The following is a 19,902-nucleotide window of genomic DNA, read 5'->3' as shown; positions in this document are numbered from 1 at the left end:
GCATAAAACTGTAACATGCACCACGGCGAGTCACTAAAATATTTCAAAGCTGAAACATTTACGCATTGTGACAAATCAACTTTCCCTGTACCAAAGTTCAGCAGAGTTAATCAATAAGTAAGTTTATTTTAAACGTCTAAGTTTCTGATTTTTAACGTTTGTGACGTTTATATTATTATTTTTATTAAGTGCTTGCTGTATATACGTATGTATAAGAATTTATACCTTCCTTATACAAAAAAGCGGAAAGCAAAATGATTCATGAGGGTAACACACAAAAGTATAAGCTGAGGAAATCAGCTAAAGTAGTCAACGCGTTGTTGGCGGGCGCATTGTCGTTAGGCGTTGTTTCTATTAATGCCTCTGCAGATACAGTATGGCAAGAGGACTTCGAAGCAAATGAACTGCAAGGCAAGGGCGCAACTGGCTCAGACCCAGCGGGAGCAATTGTTGATCTTGAAGGTGTTGATCGTTGGTCAGTAGACGTGTCAGCGAGTGAGCTAAGTGCCACTTCAGACTGGTTCCGTGTTGAAAGCGGCGCAATGCAAGCACGTGATACTGACGGTGAAGTAGTCTGGTTGAGCGAGTCTATCGATATATCTGGTGCCGGTGATATCACCATAAATGCCGTGCTTTCTCAAAGTGGAAATTTTGAGTCGACAGACTACATCGATGTATTTTACTCATTAGATGGTGGCGCATTCGAGCTTATTACGCTTTCAGAAGGGGCAACGAATACGGTACAGGAAGACTTTGGTTCTGCAACACTGACCGAAACGATAGGTAGCGGAAGCACTTTAGAACTGAAAGTAGCCATGGCTAACAACTCGGGTACCGAATATCTCAATTTAGACAGTATTTCAGTAAGTGGAAATGGAACTACCGATGGCGGGGATACTGGCGGTGACCCTGACAACGGCGGTGAACCTTCAAATGAACTTCTTTTCTTAAGTGGTACTTGTTTTAACTGCCCTGATTTGGAAGCAGTTAACCTAGCCAGCGACTTTGTTGCATCTGACTATTACGCAGCTCTCGACATAGCTATTGCAAACGGTGAAAGTGCGCAAACGTTAAAAGACACGGCGCATAACATCATTGAAAATGGTCATCGTACGCTTTCTTACTCAGAAGTGTGGACAGCACTCACTTACACTGATGAAGATCCTGCTAACACCGATAACGTTATCTTGTTCTACAAAGGCATATCACAAGGCAAGTTTACCAACGGTAGCGGTAGTCAAAGCACCAACCCAGACAATTGGAATCGCGAACATGTTTGGGCTAAGAGCCATGGTTTTCCTAGCTCAAGCCTAACGGCATACAGCGATATTCTGCACCTGCGTCCTACCGATATTTCTGTAAATAGCTCGCGCGGCAACTTAGATTTTGATTTTAGTGATAGCGTGCTTTCTGAAGCTCCGTTAAACCGAGTTGATGATGACTCTTTTGAGCCTCGTGACGCAGTAAAAGGTGATGTAGCACGCTCAATGCTATACATGGACGTGCGTTACGATGGCAATACAGCTGGTGATACCGAAGACGACTTAGTGTTAGTAAATCGCCTTACCTCTACTAGCGAAGCCGCGTTTGGTAAGCTTTGCGTATTGCTTCAGTGGCATGAAAGTGATCCAGTGGATGACTTCGAACGTCGTCGTAACGAGCGCGTTTATGAATTCCAAGGAAACCGAAATCCGTTTATTGACAAACCTGAACTTGCTTCACTTATCTTCAACGAGAGTTGTGATGGTACAGGTGGTGATACTGGCGGTGACACGGGTGGTGATACCGGCGGCGACACAGGTGGTGATACCGGCGGTGACACAACACCTTCTACCAGCAGTATTTACATTTCAGAATACATCGAAGGTGGCGGTTTCAATAAAGGTATAGAGCTTTTCAATAGCTCGACACAACCGGTAAGTCTAGCGGGTTATGAGTTAGTTTTACTCTCCAATGGTGAGACCGCAGATGCTGACCGTAAAGTGTTAGCACTTGAAGGCACAATCCCAGCAGGTGGCGTAGCAACATTCGCTCACGGAAGTGCAGATGCACTGTTAACTGCCGGCTCAACGATTAGCAGCTTCGTGATTAATTTCAATGGCGATGACTACATTGAGCTCGTCGCTAACGGTCAGGTTGTTGATGCTCTAGGTACGTACGGCGTTAAAACTAACTGGGGTAAAGACGTTACTTTGGTACGCAAGAGTTCAGTAACGGCAGGCAACCCTAACCGCAACCCAGCGTTTACCCTTGAAGAATGGGATAGCCTACCAAAAGATACGCTTAACAATTTTGGTTCGCACAATGGATCTGTTAGCGAGCCTACGGATCCAACTGACCCGACCGACCCAACTGATCCTACAGACCCAACTGACCCAGTTGGTGAAGTAGTCTTAATTAGCGCTATCCAAGGCGAAGGCGATACCTCGCCACTTACAGGCAATGACGTTGTTGTTGAGGCAGTAGTGACTAAAGTTGTGCCGGAAATGAACGGATTCTTTATTCAAGAAGAAGCCGCCGACTCTGATGGCAATGCTGCGACGTCTGAAGGTGTATTTGCCTATTCGACAACCTTCACTGAATACCCATCTGTTGGTGACGCTGTGCGTGTTAACGGTGCAGTGGCAGAATACAATGGCATTACAGAAATTGTACTAAGCGCCAATGCTGAAACGCTAGGTGCAGGTGCTGATATACTAACGACAAGCATTGAAATGCCATTTGACGAGAGTGTTAACCTAGAGTCACTTGAAGGTATGCAGGTTCAATTCCAGCAAACTTTGAACGTGACAGACGTTTACAATCTTGGTCGATATGGGCAATTCAACGTGTCATCAGGCCGCCTGATGATCCCTACAAACCAATATGCCGCGGGTTCAAGTGAAGCTATTGCCTTGGCTGAAGCGAATGCACGCAACACATTGTTGGTTGATGATGGCTCAAGCGCACAAAATGCTGACGATATTCCTTTCCCAGTTGGAGGTTTATCTCATGCGAATCCTCTGCGTTTAGGCGACAGTGTAGAAGGCCTGGAAGGTGTAATGCACTACGCATTTGGTGCTTATAACTTAATTCCAGTTGGCGCTCTTCAAACTGTACGCACAAACCCAAGAACAGATGTGCCCCAGTTAGACGTACAAGGCGATGTCAAAGTGGCTAGCTTTAACGTGCTTAACTACTTTAATGGTCCGAACTTCCCTACCTCTCGTGGTGCAGACTCAGAAGATGAATTTGCCCGCCAGCAAGCGAAGACAGTAGCAGCCATCGTTGCGATGGACGCAGATGTACTTGGCTTAGTAGAAATCGAAAACGATGGATACGGGAGTGATTCTGCCATTGCTTCTCTTGTAAATAGCGTAAATGCTGAACTTGGTAGTGAAGTGTATAGCTATGTAGCACTTGAATCATTACTTGGTGGTGATGAAATTGCGGTAGGTATTATTTATAAGCCTGCAACGGTTACACCACAAGGCGCAGCGGTTACTTCCTCTGATGCTCCTTTTGACTACGGTAACCGCCAGCCGCTGTTACAAACCTTTAGCGTAAATAGTAACAGCGAAGCGTTTACGCTCGCGGTAAATCATTTCAAATCAAAAGGAAGCTGTGGCAGTGCAACAGGTAATGATGCTGATTTGGGTGATGGACAAGGCTGCTGGAACGAGCTACGTACCCAAGCTGCGTTAGGGCTGACAGCGCTTGTGCAAAACAGTGAAGGTTTGTCTGACCGAGTTATCGTAATGGGTGACCTAAATGCTTATGCGAAAGAAGATCCAATTCTTGCTCTCGAAGACGCCGGTTACAGCAACTTGGTGAACCTCTTCCACGGCGAAAGTGCTTATTCTTATAGCTTCGGCGGCGAAATGGGTTACTTAGATCACGCGCTATCAAGCTCAACTTTGACTGAGTATGTGGCAGACGCAACGGTTTGGCATATCAATGCTGATGAGCCTCGTGTCTTCGACTACAACGTTGAATATAAGTCAGAAACACAGCTTTCTAGCTATTACGGAGCTGATGCTTATCGTTCGTCAGATCACGATCCAGTAATTGTTGTGCTGGATTTCCCTGAAACGAGTGAGCCGGAGCCAGTAATTGGTGATTTTGATGGCGATAGTGACATAGACAACACCGATATTGTGGCGTTCTACACCTTGCTTCTGCAACGTCAAGCGACGGTTGAAGAGCACGACTTTAACAATGACGGCAGATTAAATATCTACGATTTATACGCGTTAATGTCTATGTGTACACGTACCGCATGTGCAGTTCAGTAGTTGGAAAGAAAATGAAAAAAATTATTTTAATGGTATTGGCAATTGCTACTTTTAATGCAAATGCCGCAATAATTGAAATCTCTACGGATAAATCAATTTATCAAGTAGGAGAAACTATCACGGCGACGGTAAGCTTTTCTAATGAAGATGCTTTTTTAGGTATCGTACCGTTTCCTCAACCGTTTGATGTATATAACACGACAATTGGTTTTAACGATTCGCTCTTGAGTTTTATTGGCGCTTCTACGTTAAATCCTTTTGGCTCAGTTAGCAGCTTGGGGAACCCAGTGTTAGAGATGTTTCTACCTCCTTTTCTACCGGGGGGAATTTTAGAGATAGGTTCACTAGCTTACTTGGAACAAATTGATTTGTTCTATCAACTGCAGACACCAGTGATTGGTTTATACACCGTGCAATTTATCGCACAGTCTGTTGGTGACATTACAATTGATGGGTTGTCAGGTTCTTACATTTTTCAAGGCTCTCAAGGGGGGCAGCTGACGCCTATACAAGTGAGTAGCGCAAGTTTCAGTATTGCAGAAGTACCTGCACCAGGTACCTTCGCGCTTTCGCTTCTGGCTTTAGGTGGTATGTTTTTCGCTCGCAAACGTGTGAAGTCATAAACCTTAATGGCTAAAAGTTTAAGCCCAGCCACGTGCTGGGCTTTTTTATTTCTATTGCTATTTACATACGGCTTTAAATAAACCACACTGAATAAAAATACAATAAGTGTGCACCATGTTAGAAACCATTTCTTTTTCTCAACGCCAACGACTGGCGTATATCGATTTCTGCCTTTTGTTTAAAGGGGCTATTCATCGCCAAGACTTAATAAATCGTTTTGAAGTGGGGCTATCGGCTGGTTCTCGTGACTTTACGCTATACAAAGAGCTCGCCCCTGATAACTTAGTCTACGATCCAAGGGAAAAACGTTACTTTCAAACAGAAAACTTTATTCCAGTTTTTGAACACGATGCAAAGCGAACCCTTGTGAAACTTGCCAACGACATATCAGATGGATTCGATGCGATCGGTGACATACATTTCCCTGTTGAAAGTGCATCTTCACTTAATGTTCCTGATATCTTTGTGGTGGCGAAAGTGGTACAAGCCATCGTGAACAAAAAGGCGATGAGCGTAATCTATACGTCGCTTTCAAGCGGCAGTGGTGCAAGAGAGTTAGTGCCTCACAGTATTGTTGATAATGGTCAACGCTGGCATGTTCGCGCATTCGACAGAAAATCACAAAGTTTTAGAGATTTTGTGCTAACTCGAATTAGTAAGGTAACGGTTAAAGCAGAACCTGAAACCCATGAATGCATAGATTGTGATGAAGAGTGGGGGCGACTTATCTCACTTGAAATTGTGCCGCATCCTAAGAATATTAAATATGCCACCGCAATAGAGCTTGATTACGCCATGGAAGAAGGCGTGCTTACATTGGAAGTACGGGCTGCCATGGCGGGATACCTGCTTAGACGTTGGAATGTTGATTGTACAAAACATGCAAGCTTACGTACCGGAGAGTATCAACTTTGGCTTAGGAATCAGCAGAGCCTTGCGAATACCGACAATTTAGCCATCGCGCCAGGGTACATTGCAGAGCAAGAACCCTATACCGTATAAAATGTGGAAGTGGCCTGCCAAACAGCTCCTTGTTGAGTGTTAGTACATGCAGCTAACCGATATATTTCTTGATACAAACCAGTAGTGTGTCTTTGTCTAAAGGCTTGGCTAAAAAGTCAGTCATGCCGGCAGCCAAGCACTCTTCTTTGTCTTCTGCGAAGGCGTTTGCAGTGAGCGCAACAATTGGAGTGTCAACCTCCAATGCTTTGCGTAATATTGTTGATGCCTCAATACCTCCCATGACGGGCATATTGCAGTCCATCAAAATAAGGTCGAATTGATGTCGCTTGCCCACGTCTACGGCATCTTTTCCGTTCTTAACATGCAGGAACTTATAGCCTTCTGACTGCAATATAGTCTTCACGATTTCGGCATTGATTTCGTTGTCTTCAGCTAGCAGTATGCGTTTCTTCTTATTACCTTCTTTAACATCATTATGAGATACGGGTTTTGTCTCAATTAACCTTCCTAAATCATGCTCAAGTTCTCGACGATTAATGGGCTTAGCATGCGTGCGCCAGATAAGTTCAGACACATCATTTTCATCTTCTAGTCGTTCCAGTTCAGCAGAGATAAGAATGATTTTAGGAAATTTATCTGGGTTCATCGCCTTCAACTGTTCTAGCAAATCGACCCCGCTCATCTCTGGCATAGACAAATCAAGAATAATAACGTCGAAAGCCAGTGGGCTGTCTGATAGGTAGGCTTTTGCACTATCATAACTTTGGGGCACAATCGACATGGAGGTAACGACATGCTCAAAATATTCGCGGCTGGTTTGTAAATCATCAACTATCGCACAGCGCAAATTAGCACTGGGTTCAACGTTAATGTCAGGCAACTGAGATTCTTCCGCTGCCATAGTAAAACTGAAGGTGCTTCCTTGGCCTACAAATGAGGTTACATTGATGTCGCCGAGCATGAGTTTCGCCAACTGCTTCGCAATACTTAACCCTAGCCCTGTACCTCCGTACTCACGGGTGGTGGATTGGTCGGCTTGCTCAAATTTCTTAAAGATATTATCAAGCTTTGATGACTCGATACCAATGCCGGTATCAATAACATCGAAGCTTAAATAATTGCCATTTGGGCGTTTGGTATAGGTGACCTTTAGCGTGACAGAACCTTGTTCAGTAAACTTAATTGCATTACTTAACAAGTTGTGCAGAATTTGCGAAATACGAGTGATATCGCCTTTAATTACGTGAGGTAGGTCAGGGTCTTTTAAGTAATGAAATTCAAGACCTTTTCTTTGGCAGTAAACCCGCTGTAACGACACCACATCGTCCAAGACTTGTAATAGGTCGACTGGCGCCTGTTCAATTTTGATTTTGCCTGCTTCAATTTTTGATATATCGAGAATATCGTTGATTAACACAAGGAGTTGCCTACCAGCAGTTTTGGCTTTTTTAAGGTAGATGTTGCTTTTGTCAGGGTTGTCTATGGCCAACTCGATCATGCCAAACAGGCCGTTCATTGGTGTACGAAGTTCGTGACTCATGCTTGAAAGAAACTCTGATTTTGCTTTGCTTGCTCTACGAGCCTCATCAGCCGAACTTTCCGCTTGCTCTTTCAAGCTCGTTAGTTTGGCAAATGACCGTTTAACGGTGCGCTCCATAGGGGAAAAGATGAATGCTGCTTCGATACATAATAGAGCGAGTGTGGCTAGCCATAAGTAAACTTCAATCGAAAGAACCACATCTACTCTAGCAGTGGCGTCTTGCTCGAACCGCGCGACGACATAATCAAGCTGTTGTAATAGCGATGTCAGCGCTTGAATATCTAAAAGCGTAGTGGGCTGACACTGTGCTGCATCTAAAATTTGATCGGCGCTTTTTATGTATCGGTTTACTTTGTTGTCGAGCTGGCCTTCGTTAAAGTAAGTATTAGAGATAGAGGCGGGAAGGTTATCGAGTGACACAAGCTGTTGATGATTTTGTTTGAAACGTGCTAACGATTGCGCCAAATACCTTTGCTCTTCACTGTCTTCGCAAATGTTTGGTGTAGAGGTGAGCAACGCAATACGCTGTGAAAGCATGCGTTGCTGACCCGCGATATTGATAATTTCAGCATCTTTCTTCTGATCACTGATTAATTCGTACAGAACAATAAAAGAAAGAGTGACGAGTGTAGCGGTTAGCAATAACGCAACGATATAACGAACACGTATAGACATAAGGGTAGTAGTGGCACAGTGATAACTAAAAGATAATAGATACCAAGTGGTTACGCAATGTGCCGAGCAAATTACTTACGCTTATGTTGCTCTATTTAATATCGTTCGGGATGTTATTAGGCACCCAGCCTCGCAATACCGCCTCTTTAGTGTAAAAAGCCGCGTTTTTATCATTCAGAAAATGAGAGTTTATTGCTGGTGAGGAGACTGCTTTAGGAGCACCTTCTCCGTGAGATTGGTACTCGGAAAATCTTGCTTCTGTGTGGGGATTAAATGGTCTCTTTGTACCTGATGGCGTAGTTCCACCCATAGTAGTCCAGCGCTTTTGGATGATATGACCTGCCATATAGGTGTTGATAAACGTGGTTTTACCTACAGCGTAAGGGTTTGCATATCGGCCATCTGAAAAGGTGGTTGTAGGATGCCAAGGCCTTCCCAGTGCCACGCTTTCATCTGGAACGCCTTGTTCTCTTTCAAGCCTACAGTTATTGAACGTTAACCCATAAGGACGCTGTAAATGAGTGCTTGGGGCGGTAATGTAGCCTGTTAGTCCTTCGCTATCACCGCCAGAATAACGTGTACGGGAAACAATAGAAACGCTTTCAAAAAACGCGGTGCCCTCACCAAAAATAAAGTCAATATGTCCTGCTATTGTTCCGCCTTCAATCAGAGCGCGGTCACCTTTTAAATAGAGGGTATCTTGGTAACCCCAAAGTGCGACATTTTTAAGGTAAGTGCGATCTGAGTTCACATCGGTTTTAAGCGCTACTGCCTGCGTACCTGATAATCGAGTAGGATCGTCTTTTGCTTTGACCTCGTTACCGGGATAATCAAAATCATTGGTGATAGTGATATTTTCCAGAGTGATATTATCCCCTAAAATCTCCACAGTGGCAGTGCGACGAGTTCCCCATTTTTCTTGAGAATTCTCTGCGACTTGTTGACCTGCATACCGATTGAAAACGATAGTCGTTGTTTCTTGCGACTGGCCCACAAAGTGAACATTATCAACGTTTATGACGACACGCTCTCGATAAACGCCTTCGTTAATAAAGACGGTCCATACTTTATCTTTTTGTGGCTTGTGAGACGCGATATAAGTAACAGCTTGGGACACAGAGTTAAAATGAGGTAAAGCGTCCTTAGTTACGTCACTGTCATCGTCACTGTCACGTGATTTAGCTACCACTACATCCGTTGTTGCTGGCATTGCCGCGCTTAATCCACTGAAAAGTATACCTGCCAGCAACACAAAGGCTAAACTAAGACTGACACGTGCTTTATTAAATTCCATAGTATTTATTCTTCTACAGCCCGTGCTTGTTAAATGGTTGGCTATTAATAAACACATTGTTTATTGAAAGATGCGCAACGTTTTCGATAACGGCATCTTTAAGCGCACGTTTTATCGTTATGTTATTCAACGTCAACCCAGAAATAGGCGTATGGTCATACCCGCGAAGCACAAAGGCCCGGTTAGCTGACGCAACGTTCAAGTTCTCTATAGTGATATCTTCCAGAAGAGGAGGGAAGTTACCGGCATCACCTTCTTCGTAGAAGAAATTCACGACAACAGCGTCTTTCACCGTCCCAATATCGATATTGCGATAGTTTAGATTTTTTAGGTGGCCACCCCGAATACTGTTGGTTTTAATTCTAATGCCGCGGTCTAAATCAGGGCTACTCATGGTGCAATGCTGAGCATAGAGATTCTCTACACCGCCGGATATTTCACTGCCGATTACAACACCGCCATGGCCAGCCTTCATCTCGCAATGTTCTATGACGATATTACTGCAGGGAACATTGACCCTTCTGCCGTCTGCATTGCGTCCAGATTTAATGGCAATGCAATCGTCCCCTGTATCAAATGTACAGTTAGAGATAAGAACGTTCGTGCAGCTTTCAGGGTCGCACCCGTCCGAATTTGGGCCGAAACTTTTACAGTACACGTCGTTAACGGTGACGTTCTTGCAAAGCACAGGGTTAACTAACCAAAATGGAGAGCGCAGGATGGTAACACCCTCGATAAGTACATTTTCACAGCGGTAAGGTTGTATAAACGGAGGGCGCAGGTAATTATTTTCAAAAACGCGGTCACTAACGGGTGTCCCGTTTTCTACCATTTCTTGCAGCGTGTCTCTGGTATATTTTTGGTTCTCAACCGGATCGTCACCCCATGTTGAAGCCTTCCACTTACCTTTCCATGGCCACCAGTTGTCTTTCGCAGCGCTACCGTCAAGCGTACCTTTGCCGGTGATTGCGATATTACTTTGCTCAAAAGCATAAATAAGAGGGGAGTAACCCATTAACTCCATACCTTCCCAGCGAGTAAAAACATATGGTTTGTAATCATCAGGATTGGTAGAAAATCGAATTGTTGCGCCTGCCTCAATATGCAAGTTTATATTCGACTGTAAGTGAATTGGGCCGGTGCATAGCCAGTCGCCTTTTGGCACAACCACTTTGCCACCACCTTGGCGTGCGACTTGGTCGATAGCTGCATGTAACGCTTGCTTAAAGTCACTGCCATTTTCATTTAAAAAGTCGGTAACATTAGCTTCGCGCTTTGCAAAGGTGGGGCGCTTTATCATCCCTTTAATAAGGTTTGCTTCGGCGTCCCACTGGCGTTGAGTCCTTCCCGTTTCGGTCACATTTGCACATCCGGATAGGAATGTAGGAACACCTACAGCCATCCCAGAAGCTGCAACAGTGGTGGCGAGACCAGACTTTAAGAAGTGACGTCTGGCATTCGGTGAGTTAGGTCGGACCATCATATACCCCTTTTATTTACAATTTAGCGCTTTTTACTTATTCAAATAATGTGCAGCCAGAATGAATGGGCCTACACCTTTCGCGTCGTTTGCTCTGATTGGCTCACTCATGTAGTAGTCGAATGAACCATCTCTATATGGATTTCCACCAAGACCAGCAACAGCGCAAACTTGCTCAAGGCTGATAACGTTAGTATCTGGATTAACCGAAATCATTTGATCAAGGAGTCCAGCAAACCCTTTTTCTGCGTGAGCTTTGTATTCATCAGGAAGAAACTTAAGGCTTGCACCTTTAGCCATAGCGTAGGTCAACATTGCTGTACCTGATGCTTCAAGGTAGTTTCCTTCACGGCTTCCCAAGTCAGTAACCTGATACCAGGTGCCTGAATTATGTTGATAGGTAAGCGTAGCGTCGATAAACGCTTTAAAGCGCGCTTTTAGCCACGGTGTTTTTGGATGTTCGGCAGGAACAACTTCTAGCACATCCACCATTGCCATAGCATACCAACCTAGCGAACGTGACCAGTGATGTTGAGAAAGACCTGTTTCTTTATCAGCCCACTTTTGCTTCTTAGATGCGTCCCAGCCATGTAAGGGGAGGCCTGTTTTTTCGTCGTAAAGGTGCTCTTCAATGAGTTCAAATTGCAAAAATACGTCGTCTAGCTCTTTCATATCGCCGTACTTAACAATGTATTCAGCGTAGAAGGGGGCCCCCATGTATAGGCCATCAAGCCACATTTGGTCTGGATAGCGTTTCTTATGCCAAAAGCCACCTTGCTCGGTACGTGGGTGAGTAGTAAGCTGCGTTCTAAGTAGGTCAGCGGCTTTTTTGTATTTAGGGTTGCCGGTTTCTTCATAGAGGAAAAACAGCACTTTACCAGGGTTAACCATATCAATATTAAACTTATTGATATCATAGGTTTTGATACTTCCGTCTTGTTGAACCAACATGTCGTAGTAACCTTTTACATAAGACAGGAGACGGGGATCTTTAATCTCTTGATAGACTTCTGTTATGGCAAGGAGGTTGAGACCGTGAACGTAATCCCATTGTGGCTTCTCATCCCAATCGATTTGCCAAGCTTCTGGGAAACGCACCATCTCAGACTCTATCATTCTCATAGACCATGATTGTGTGTTGTCGAGAGGCATTTGTACCCAATCATTTGCATTAGCAGCGGAAGAAACAAACGCCGTGCAAGCTACAACGGAAGCTGCGCGTAGAATACCTTTTAGCATAACAAACCCTTATTTTTATAACATTGTAAATACACTCTGTGCTACCGGTAGCATAATGGTTTTTATTTGCTCATATGTCAACGGAATTATTTACATTTTTTAACTTTTATTTTACGCGTCGAAAAAGTGGTAGATATAACGTAAATGCCTGTATTTAAATGTTTTAATTGAAATATTTATCCTGCTTGGGTTAGTTTCATTAATCTCTTCTTCTTTCATCATTGCATATCAATTTTCTAATTATTGTAAATTTTTTCAACAAAATTGTTGCCACCGGTAGCATAACTGTTTAGGATGTAAATCAAATGTAAAGCTTGAGTGTTGTTTTCGAGGTTTACATTATTGCCGAAGAGAAGTTTTGCGTTAATTAGAAAACATAGCTGTACCCTGCAACTCTTCTCATTCAAGGTTTTGGTGGTTTACGAGACCACTATAGAGAATGAATTAGAATTGACGCGTTTTCGCTTCCTTAACAGCCAAGACGTGCTATCGGATAAATGTAAAGCATTGACGGTATTAATCACCAAAATGTTATCCGGTGGCATAAAGGGAAGTGAAATGGTTAAATACGATAAATGTTGAATTTGTGTAAATTTTGAATAGTTCACACACGTTTCAAAAGCATCTTCACCTTTTGTCAGTATGCGCGTCTCTTATAAATATAAAAACCGGAGAAACAACAATGTTACCAAAGAAAAAGCAACTCGCTGTTCTTGTTACGCTAGCGTTGTCAGGCGCACATATTCATGCGCAAGAAGCCACAGACGAACAAGCCAGTGAAACCGAAGCGCAAAATATGGAAGTCATTGAAGTATCAGGCTTTCGTGGATCACTTAATAAATCACTGATGGAAAAGCGAACATCAGTTAACAGTAAAGAATCAATTGTTGCGCAAGACATTGGTAAATTCCCGGACTTAAATATTGCTGAGTCAATTCAACGTGTACCCGGCGTAGCCATTTCTCGTGAAGGTGGAGAAGGGCGCCAAATTACTTTGCGTGGTTTGAGCCCTTCATTTACCCGCACAACACTTAATGGCATGGAAGTGCCAGCAAGTACAGATGGCACTGACTCAGGTGGCGGTGTAAACGGTGGACGTGGCTTTGACTTTAACATTTTCGCTTCTGAATTGTTCAACCGCGTAGATATTCAAAAATCTCCTACCGCCTCTATGGAAGAAGGCGGCATTGCAGGTACGGTTGATCTGTACTCGGCAAAGCCGTTTGATTACGACGGTTTTAAATTCGTTTCATCTCTTCAAGGCGGCTATAACAGCATTACAGAAGAGACCGATCCTCGCGCCGCTTTCATGATCAGCAACCGTTTCGCTGACGACAAAGTCGGTGTGCTTTTCTCGGCAGCGTTCTCAGAGCGTACAGTAAGACAGGAAGGTTTTGGTACAGTTCGTTGGACTACTCCAGTTCGTGATGGTGGTGGCATCTTTGGCGATACATCAAACACGGTTGTTAACGGTACACCTGACGTAGATGATTGCCAGTATGAAGGTGAGTCGGTAGACCCGATTAATTGTTTATGGACTCCTCGTTTACCTAGACCTGACTACTTTGGTAATGATCAAGAGCGTGTAGGCTTCACCGGTTCAATTCAGTGGGCTGCAACAGATAATTTCACACTAACGCTAGACGGTTTAGTGTCCAAGCTTGATAACACCCGTACCATGTATAACTTCTTCCACATGTTCAGAAGTACATTCGAAGAAATTACGCCTACCTCTATTACTATTCATCCTAATGGTCAACAGGTGCTGGCTGGTACGTACGACGGTATCAAATCGCGTATTGAAAGCCGTTTACAGGAATCAACTACAGACTTTAGCCAATTTGTAATTTCTGGCGAGTGGTTTATTGGTGAAAACCTTAAACTTGATATGATGGCAGGTACTGCAGAGTCTGACGCTCGTTCAGAGCAATATCGTTACAATATGACGCTGCTGGAAGAAACCAGCTACGGCTTTGACTTTAGCAATAACAGCAACGCGCCAGAAGTGACTTACGGTTACGATGTTAACGATGCAAGCAACTATAATCTAAGCGATGGCCGATTACGTGCTACTGATGTATTGCGCGAAAACGACACGGTCAAATTTGATGCGACATACTTAGGTGATGAAGTCACTATTAAGGCTGGCTTTGCCTACAATGACCGTGTTGTAACCTACAGTGAAGAGCAAATAAATGGCTTCCCGGATCAAGACTCGGCAGTAGGTTTTGCTGAAATTATGCCGGTAGACGATTTCGGAAGTGGTTTTGATGGCCCTCTTGACCCGTTCCTTGTTGCCGACTTTGACGCTATTAATAGCCAATTGTTAGATGTGGTTTGGACACCGCGTTCTGCACAAAGCTGGCAAGTAGGCGAAGAAACATCAGCAATGTATCTTGAGCTTGATACGAGCTATGAGATTGCCGACATGTTACTTCGCGCTAATTACGGTGTGCGTTATGTGAAAACAACCACAACCTCTGAAGGCTTTATTCAAGGCGAAACGGTACAAATCGAAAACGAGTACAATAACTTTTTACCAGCAGTTAACTTAGCACTTGAAGCAACTGATGACGTAGTTGTTCGCCTTGGCTTAACACAGTCTATGACTCGCCCAAGCCTGAACTCATTAAACCCTGGTAACCCAAGCTTTGATTATATTAACGGCTCGGTGAGCGTGGGGAACTCATTCCTTGATCCGTTTACGTCGAACAACGTTGACTTTGGTGTTGAATGGTACTTCGATGACGAAGCGCTACTAGCAGCAACAGTGTTCTACAAAGACATTGATAACTGGATTGTTCGCGCATCAGAAGAGCGTTTAGTCGACAGTGCTTACTACGACTTTATCGACAACGATGCACAGTTTGACCCTGTAATTGCGCTAGACCCTCGCACTATTCCATACGAGCATAGCAGTCCAATTAACGCTGAAGACAGAAGTGTAAGCGGTTATGAGTTAATTTATCAGCAGCCGCTAAGTTTCTTACCAGGCCTGTTCGAAAACATGGGTATCGTGTCGAACTACACTCACGTTAACGCTGACGACATCGAAGGTATGAGTGAAACATCGTACAACTTTACGGTGTATTACGAAACAGACCAATACGGTGCGCGTGTGTCAGTTAACAAACGCGACGATTACCTGACAGACTTTACTGGCAGCAATGGTAACGTTGCGCACGGTACGACAGGACCTACGCAGGTAGATTTCTCGTCATTTTATAACGTAAACGACGAGCTAACGTTGACCTTTGAAGTCATTAACCTTACCGATGAGTACGAGCGCTTGTTTACCACGGGTGATGGCTCTTTGAACTTGGTACGTGAGTACAACCACACGGGCCGTCAGTTCTTCTTGGGTGCTCGTTATACTATGTAAAAAAACAGGCCGGCCAATTATGTTGGCCGGCCTGAGATAATAATTAAATGTTGTGTTCCGTGAAGACGGGTGTGTTTGGCCATCGTAATGATGGCCTTTTTTATGTGCAAAAAGTGTAGGCAGGGAGGAATTCAGCACGCCTCTACTTCACTTTTTGAGCAATTTGCATCGCAACAATAGAAATATTGAAAAGGAGAAAAGGTGTGAAAAATTCAAGTAAACCCACCACAGGGAAAATATTCAACGCGCTGCGCTACAGTCTTGCGAGCGTTTTTGTTGTATCGAGTACTTTTGCAGTGGCAGACCAGCAAGGCACGAGTACACTTCACATTAGTTACGCGGCGCAATCTAGCGCTTATGCACTTACCAGTTCGGGTTCCCAAAATGCTTCAATCCAAAGCGCTACTAATAAAGGCAGTGAAGAGGCTGTAAAAGCTCCACCCTACAAAAAGCCAGTTACCCTACATCTTGTCGGCGATTCAACCATGTCAGACAAGCCTATGTTGTCATATCCAGAGCGTGGGTGGGGGCAATTGCTTCCTGAATTCATGCTGCCCAATCTTAATATTAAAAACCACGCGGCTAACGGCAGAAGCACAAAGCGATTTGTAGATGAGGGACGCTGGCAGCTTCTGTTATCCGATCTGTCTGAAGGTGATTTTGTGGCTATTCAGTTTGGTCATAACGATCAAAAACAGTCGGATCCTGCTCGCTATGCCGACCCGGAAAATGCTTATCCAGCTTACTTGAATCAGTTTGTTCAGGATGTTGAAGCAAAAGGGGCATCAGTGATTATCGCAAGTAGTATCTGCAGGCGTCATTTCACTGAGGAAGGTGTATTAAAACGGACGTTGCTGGCGTATGCCGATGCAGCGAAGAAAGTGGCAGCACAAAATAACGTGCCATTTATTCCTATGAACGCTTTAACTTGCGATTTTCTTGCTCAGGTAGGCGAGCCTAAAAGCAACCATTACTTCATTAAGGTGCCCGCCGACTTATATGCGCGCTACCCTGAAGGCAAAACGGACGACACTCACTTGAACGTTGTGGGCGCGGCGAAAATGGCGCAAATATTCGTGCGACAGCTAAAAGCGACAGCGCACCCACTGGCAAAATACGTATATCGAGACACGTTGTAAGCTCACATAAAAATGAAGTGGCGCGTTATTGCGGGCGTGCCGCGTTTTTTAGTGGGGGATCGCCTTTATCTTAATTAGCGTGCTTGCTTATGGTTACAATGGCAGGAAATAGAAGAGAAAAGAAAGAGGAATGTCACATACCGACTATAGCGACGGTATGTGATTAGTGAAGGCATCACCTGATATAATGGCACCGGGGTAGGTAATCACAGTAGCTGCCACTTTTGCCCCATAGCTCGCGCTCTCAACAGGTTTTCTACCTGCAAGTCGAGCGGCCATATAACCGCCATTAAATGCATCGCCAGCAGCCGTTGTATCAACCACCTGTTCAACACGCTCAACAGGCACAATACATTGCTCTTGTTGGCGGAGTATATGAACGCCAACTGCCCCGTTTTTCATTACGATTTCTTCAATCTGTTTGTCGGCTAAATAGCTAAATATTTCATCAGCATTAGTGTGGCCAAACAGCATTAAATGGTCGTCTGCACCTGGGAACGCCAAGTCTGCTTCAGCATATGCCTTACCCGTCCAGTATTTGGCATCTTCTTGAGATGACCAAAGACGAGCTCGATAATTAGGATCAAAGGCAATCTTACTGCCTTTGGCCTTGAGGGACGAAATCAGTTCGAAAAGTGTAGCGCGCTGTTCGTCATCTAAAATGGCAATAGAGATACCGCTCAAATAAAACCAATCACAAGCAAATTCAGCGCCCTTCATAATGTTGAGCGTCTGTGTTGCTGCAGATTGGTTACGCCAATATGCAAAGGTTCTTTCACCTTCGTTGTCGTTGCGGATCATATACAGGCCAAGGTTACGCGACGACGAGCGAAACACTAAATCAGTGTTAATTTCGTGCTCACCCATTTTAAACAGCAGCTCATCGCTTAAAAAGTCTGCGCCGATCGCCGTTAAGTAACTAATGGAAGATGAAGGCAAGCAGCGTTTTAAATAAACCGCAGTGTTGTACGTGTCGCCAGCAAAGCTTTTCGCCATCAGATTATTATCTGTGTTTTCATCGCGCGTACTAACTGATGACTCACGCTGAGTGCTTCGAAGCTCTACCATGCACTCGCCAAAAATAACCATTCTTTGGTTGGTATCAACTATGCTCATGCCGCAGCCTCATCAAACAATGTTAGGCTTTGTTGACATGCCAAAGTTATAGCTTGCCAATTTTTTGCTTCAATGGCTGCCTTCGGCATCATCCATGTACCGCCTACTGCTCTTACATTGCCAAGCGAGAGATACTCATTCGCGTTGTCGCCATTAATGCCGCCGGTAGGGCAGAAGGAAACATCGCTAAATACGCTTGAAATAGCTTTAAGAAAAGGTGTTCCGCCGCTAAGACTCGCAGGAAAGAACTTCATTTCGCGAATGCCTTTTTGGTGCGCCAAAAGAATATCGGCAGGCGTAGCGACACCTGGCAAAAAGGGTGCATTAGACGCAATCAGTGTATCGAGCAATGTCTCTGAGCTCGTGGGCGTTATCAAAAACTGCGCGCCTGCATCCAACGCTTCAAATACGTGGTTGCGATTTAACAATGTGCCCATACCCACAACGAGTTCAGGAAACTGTTTTCTAATGGCTGACAGGGCTTCAAATGCTGCGTCGCTGCGTTTCACTACTTCTATGTTGCACAGGCCGCTATTTGCAATTGCTTCTGCTAGGTGAAGCCCCTCGTCAACAGATTTAGGCTGAATAATAGGGAGTAATGGGGCGCCTTTAAGCATGGAAAAGGTACTTTTCATCACGCGGTTCCTTTTAGTGAATCTAGCGAACTTTCTGTTAACGTAGTGGGAGCAGAACCTTGCTGACCTTCGTTGCTGTTTTCGTGCGATAAAATGTTAAGCAGCTGATTAACTTTTTCGAGCACTTTTTCTTTGAACGTAGTGTTTACCGACAGTTCAGCGAACATGGTTTCAAGAGATAGCAATTTTTTAGCAAGTTCTATTGCCTGAAAGTCTACCGATTTTGCTGTGGCCCTTAACATACTATCTAGCGGGTCGGTGATAGTTTCGTTTAAACGTGCCTTGTTATTTACAAATAGGCACCAGGCCGCAACGGCACTGCAGAGCAAATCAATATTTCGTTTTGCTTTTAGGTTATCGCGTACTGTGTCGAGAATTCGAAATGGGATTTTCTGTGACCCATCCCAAGCAATTTGCGACAACAGGTGGCGAATATGCTTATTCTCATAGCGCTTAACAATGTCTTGTGCGTAAGCGTTCAGATCGAAGTCTTGTGTTCCGCTATCGGCATTCTCGTTATCACTGGATAGAGACGGAACAATTTCTTCTTTCAACATGGTTTGAATCAGTTGCTTTATGGCTGGGGTACGCATTGCGTCGAATACGGTTTCCTTGCCAAGCAATAACCCTATGTAGGCCAGTGTTGAATGTGTGCCGTTTAGAATGCGAAGCTTAGCTTTCTCAAAGAAGCTCACATCATGAGTAAAAGTAACGCCAACTTTATCCCAAGCAGGTCGTGGGCCAGAAAAATTATCTTCAACCACCCATTGAGTAAATGCCTCTCGCTGAATAGGCCAGCTATCAGTTAAACCCAGCTCAGCGGCAACGTTGGCTTTAAAGCTGTCTTCAGTTGCTGGCGTAATACTGTCAACCATGGTGCAGGGGAAGGCGATGTTCTCGCTGATCCATTGGCCGAGTGATTCGTCCGTTTTATTGGCGAACTCGGTCACCGCTTTTTGCAGCTTTTTACCGTTGTCTGACACGTTGTCACAGCTGATAATGGTAATATCTGCATAGCCTGCCTGCTTACGTTGTGCTAGCGCTTGCACAATTAGGCCAACTGCACTTACCGGTGTTTCTGGCGTGACTAAATCAGCTTTAATATCCGGATGATCAGTATCTAGATGACCTTGCGCATTAAGGCAATAGCCCTTTTCTGTCACGGTAAGCGTCACAATTTTAGTTTGCTTGTTTACCAGTGCAGCAACAATGTCTTCACGATCATGTGCTAATGTAGAAAGGGTTTTAATTGCGCCGATAATGTGGGTTTCAGGCTCGTTATCAACAATACACAACGCATAGAGATTGTCTTGTGTACTCAACGCTTCTTTAAGAGATGCGCTGCGCATTGACACACCGTGAATGCGCCAGTCACCGCCATAAGCCAGCGCCTTTTCGGTATAATACGCTTGGTGCGCACGGTGAAAGGCACCTGGACCAATATGCACAATGCCACAACCGGTTGCTTCCAGATCGTAATTTGGTTTACTTACGCTGTCACTTAAAAGAGGTAGCGTTGAAATTGATAACGGCTTTGTCAT

Annotated in this window: 12 protein-coding genes; 5 read left to right on the top strand and 7 right to left on the bottom strand. The window is 44.4% G+C overall.

The window, feature by feature from the left end; translation table 11 throughout:
• Positions 1-254 precede the first annotated feature (254 nt).
• From ACFI6J_RS07680 to ACFI6J_RS07670, 3 genes are all read left to right on the top strand, one after another.
• Positions 255-4,274, top strand: a complete 4,020-nt coding sequence (locus tag ACFI6J_RS07680) for an ExeM/NucH family extracellular endonuclease (protein WP_462585968.1) — start codon at positions 255-257, stop codon at positions 4,272-4,274.
• A gap of 11 nt (positions 4,275-4,285) precedes the next feature.
• Entirely contained in the window at positions 4,286-4,897 is a 612-nt protein-coding gene (locus ACFI6J_RS07675; protein ID WP_014949888.1) for a PEP-CTERM sorting domain-containing protein, read from the top strand.
• Positions 4,898-5,012: 115 nt separating this feature from the next.
• The gene (locus ACFI6J_RS07670; protein WP_039225312.1) at positions 5,013-5,900 is read left to right on the top strand and encodes a WYL domain-containing protein; all 888 of its coding nucleotides are present in this window, start codon (positions 5,013-5,015) and stop codon (positions 5,898-5,900) included.
• Positions 5,901-5,952: 52 nt separating this feature from the next.
• Here the strand turns inward: ACFI6J_RS07670 and ACFI6J_RS07665 are convergent, their stop codons facing one another.
• The 4 genes from ACFI6J_RS07665 to ACFI6J_RS07650 form a co-directional block, all read right to left on the bottom strand.
• Positions 5,953-8,076: a response regulator gene (locus ACFI6J_RS07665; RefSeq protein ID WP_014976843.1), complete on the bottom strand. Its 2,124-nt coding sequence runs from the start codon at positions 8,074-8,076 to the stop codon at positions 5,953-5,955.
• 91 nt (positions 8,077-8,167) lie between these two features.
• Positions 8,168-9,370, bottom strand: coding sequence for a pectinesterase family protein (locus ACFI6J_RS07660; RefSeq protein WP_069944527.1), 1,203 nt, complete (start codon positions 9,368-9,370; stop codon positions 8,168-8,170).
• Between the two features lie 13 nt (positions 9,371-9,383).
• Positions 9,384-10,850, bottom strand: coding sequence for a glycoside hydrolase family 28 protein (locus ACFI6J_RS07655; RefSeq protein WP_069944526.1), 1,467 nt, complete (start codon positions 10,848-10,850; stop codon positions 9,384-9,386).
• Positions 10,851-10,883: 33 nt separating this feature from the next.
• Positions 10,884-12,089, bottom strand: a complete 1,206-nt coding sequence (locus tag ACFI6J_RS07650; RefSeq protein WP_069944525.1) for a glycoside hydrolase family 88/105 protein — start codon at positions 12,087-12,089, stop codon at positions 10,884-10,886.
• Between the two features lie 682 nt (positions 12,090-12,771).
• Here ACFI6J_RS07650 and ACFI6J_RS07645 point away from each other — a divergent pair.
• The gene (locus ACFI6J_RS07645) at positions 12,772-15,471 is read left to right on the top strand and encodes a TonB-dependent receptor (RefSeq protein ID WP_462585965.1); all 2,700 of its coding nucleotides are present in this window, start codon (positions 12,772-12,774) and stop codon (positions 15,469-15,471) included.
• 203 nt (positions 15,472-15,674) lie between these two features.
• Complete coding sequence (locus ACFI6J_RS07640; RefSeq protein ID WP_069944523.1) at positions 15,675-16,610, top strand: rhamnogalacturonan acetylesterase; 936 nt, start codon at positions 15,675-15,677, stop codon at positions 16,608-16,610.
• A 144-nt stretch (positions 16,611-16,754) separates the two neighbouring features.
• Here ACFI6J_RS07640 and ACFI6J_RS07635 read toward each other — a convergent pair whose 3' ends face one another.
• From ACFI6J_RS07635 to ACFI6J_RS07625, 3 genes are read right to left on the bottom strand one after another with little or no spacing between them, the layout of a single operon-like run.
• Complete coding sequence (locus tag ACFI6J_RS07635) at positions 16,755-17,726, bottom strand: sugar kinase (RefSeq protein WP_014976838.1); 972 nt, start codon at positions 17,724-17,726, stop codon at positions 16,755-16,757.
• The gene (gene eda / locus ACFI6J_RS07630) at positions 17,723-18,361 is read right to left on the bottom strand and encodes a bifunctional 4-hydroxy-2-oxoglutarate aldolase/2-dehydro-3-deoxy-phosphogluconate aldolase (RefSeq protein ID WP_014979614.1); all 639 of its coding nucleotides are present in this window, start codon (positions 18,359-18,361) and stop codon (positions 17,723-17,725) included. Before eda ends, ACFI6J_RS07635 begins: the two co-directional genes overlap by 4 nt.
• Positions 18,361-19,902 carry a mannitol dehydrogenase family protein gene (locus ACFI6J_RS07625; protein ID WP_061486046.1) on the bottom strand — a complete coding sequence of 514 codons (1,542 nt, stop codon included), beginning with the start codon at positions 19,900-19,902 and terminating at the stop codon, positions 18,361-18,363. The genes eda and ACFI6J_RS07625 overlap by 1 nt, the downstream gene beginning before the upstream one ends.

This window comes from Alteromonas sp. G4i13 (genome assembly GCF_054960505.1).
This window is presented reverse-complemented; position numbering and strand designations above follow the sequence as displayed.

What these genes read in the sequence shown, in the direction of transcription:
- ACFI6J_RS07680 (WP_462585968.1), top strand. Translation starts at nt 255, where the DNA reads ATGATTCATGAGGGTAACACACAAAAGTATAAGCTGAGGAAATCAGCT.
- ACFI6J_RS07625 (WP_061486046.1), bottom strand. Translation starts at nt 19,902, where the DNA reads ATGACAAAGCCGTTATCAATTTCAACGCTACCTCTTTTAAGTGACAGC.
- ACFI6J_RS07655 (WP_069944526.1), bottom strand. Translation starts at nt 10,850, where the DNA reads ATGGTCCGACCTAACTCACCGAATGCCAGACGTCACTTCTTAAAGTCT.
- ACFI6J_RS07675 (WP_014949888.1), top strand. Translation starts at nt 4,286, where the DNA reads ATGAAAAAAATTATTTTAATGGTATTGGCAATTGCTACTTTTAATGCA.
- ACFI6J_RS07670 (WP_039225312.1), top strand. Translation starts at nt 5,013, where the DNA reads ATGTTAGAAACCATTTCTTTTTCTCAACGCCAACGACTGGCGTATATC.
- ACFI6J_RS07645 (WP_462585965.1), top strand. Translation starts at nt 12,772, where the DNA reads ATGTTACCAAAGAAAAAGCAACTCGCTGTTCTTGTTACGCTAGCGTTG.
- ACFI6J_RS07635 (WP_014976838.1), bottom strand. Translation starts at nt 17,726, where the DNA reads ATGAGCATAGTTGATACCAACCAAAGAATGGTTATTTTTGGCGAGTGC.
- ACFI6J_RS07665 (WP_014976843.1), bottom strand. Translation starts at nt 8,076, where the DNA reads ATGTCTATACGTGTTCGTTATATCGTTGCGTTATTGCTAACCGCTACA.
- ACFI6J_RS07650 (WP_069944525.1), bottom strand. Translation starts at nt 12,089, where the DNA reads ATGCTAAAAGGTATTCTACGCGCAGCTTCCGTTGTAGCTTGCACGGCG.
- eda (WP_014979614.1), bottom strand. Translation starts at nt 18,361, where the DNA reads ATGAAAAGTACCTTTTCCATGCTTAAAGGCGCCCCATTACTCCCTATT.
- ACFI6J_RS07660 (WP_069944527.1), bottom strand. Translation starts at nt 9,370, where the DNA reads ATGGAATTTAATAAAGCACGTGTCAGTCTTAGTTTAGCCTTTGTGTTG.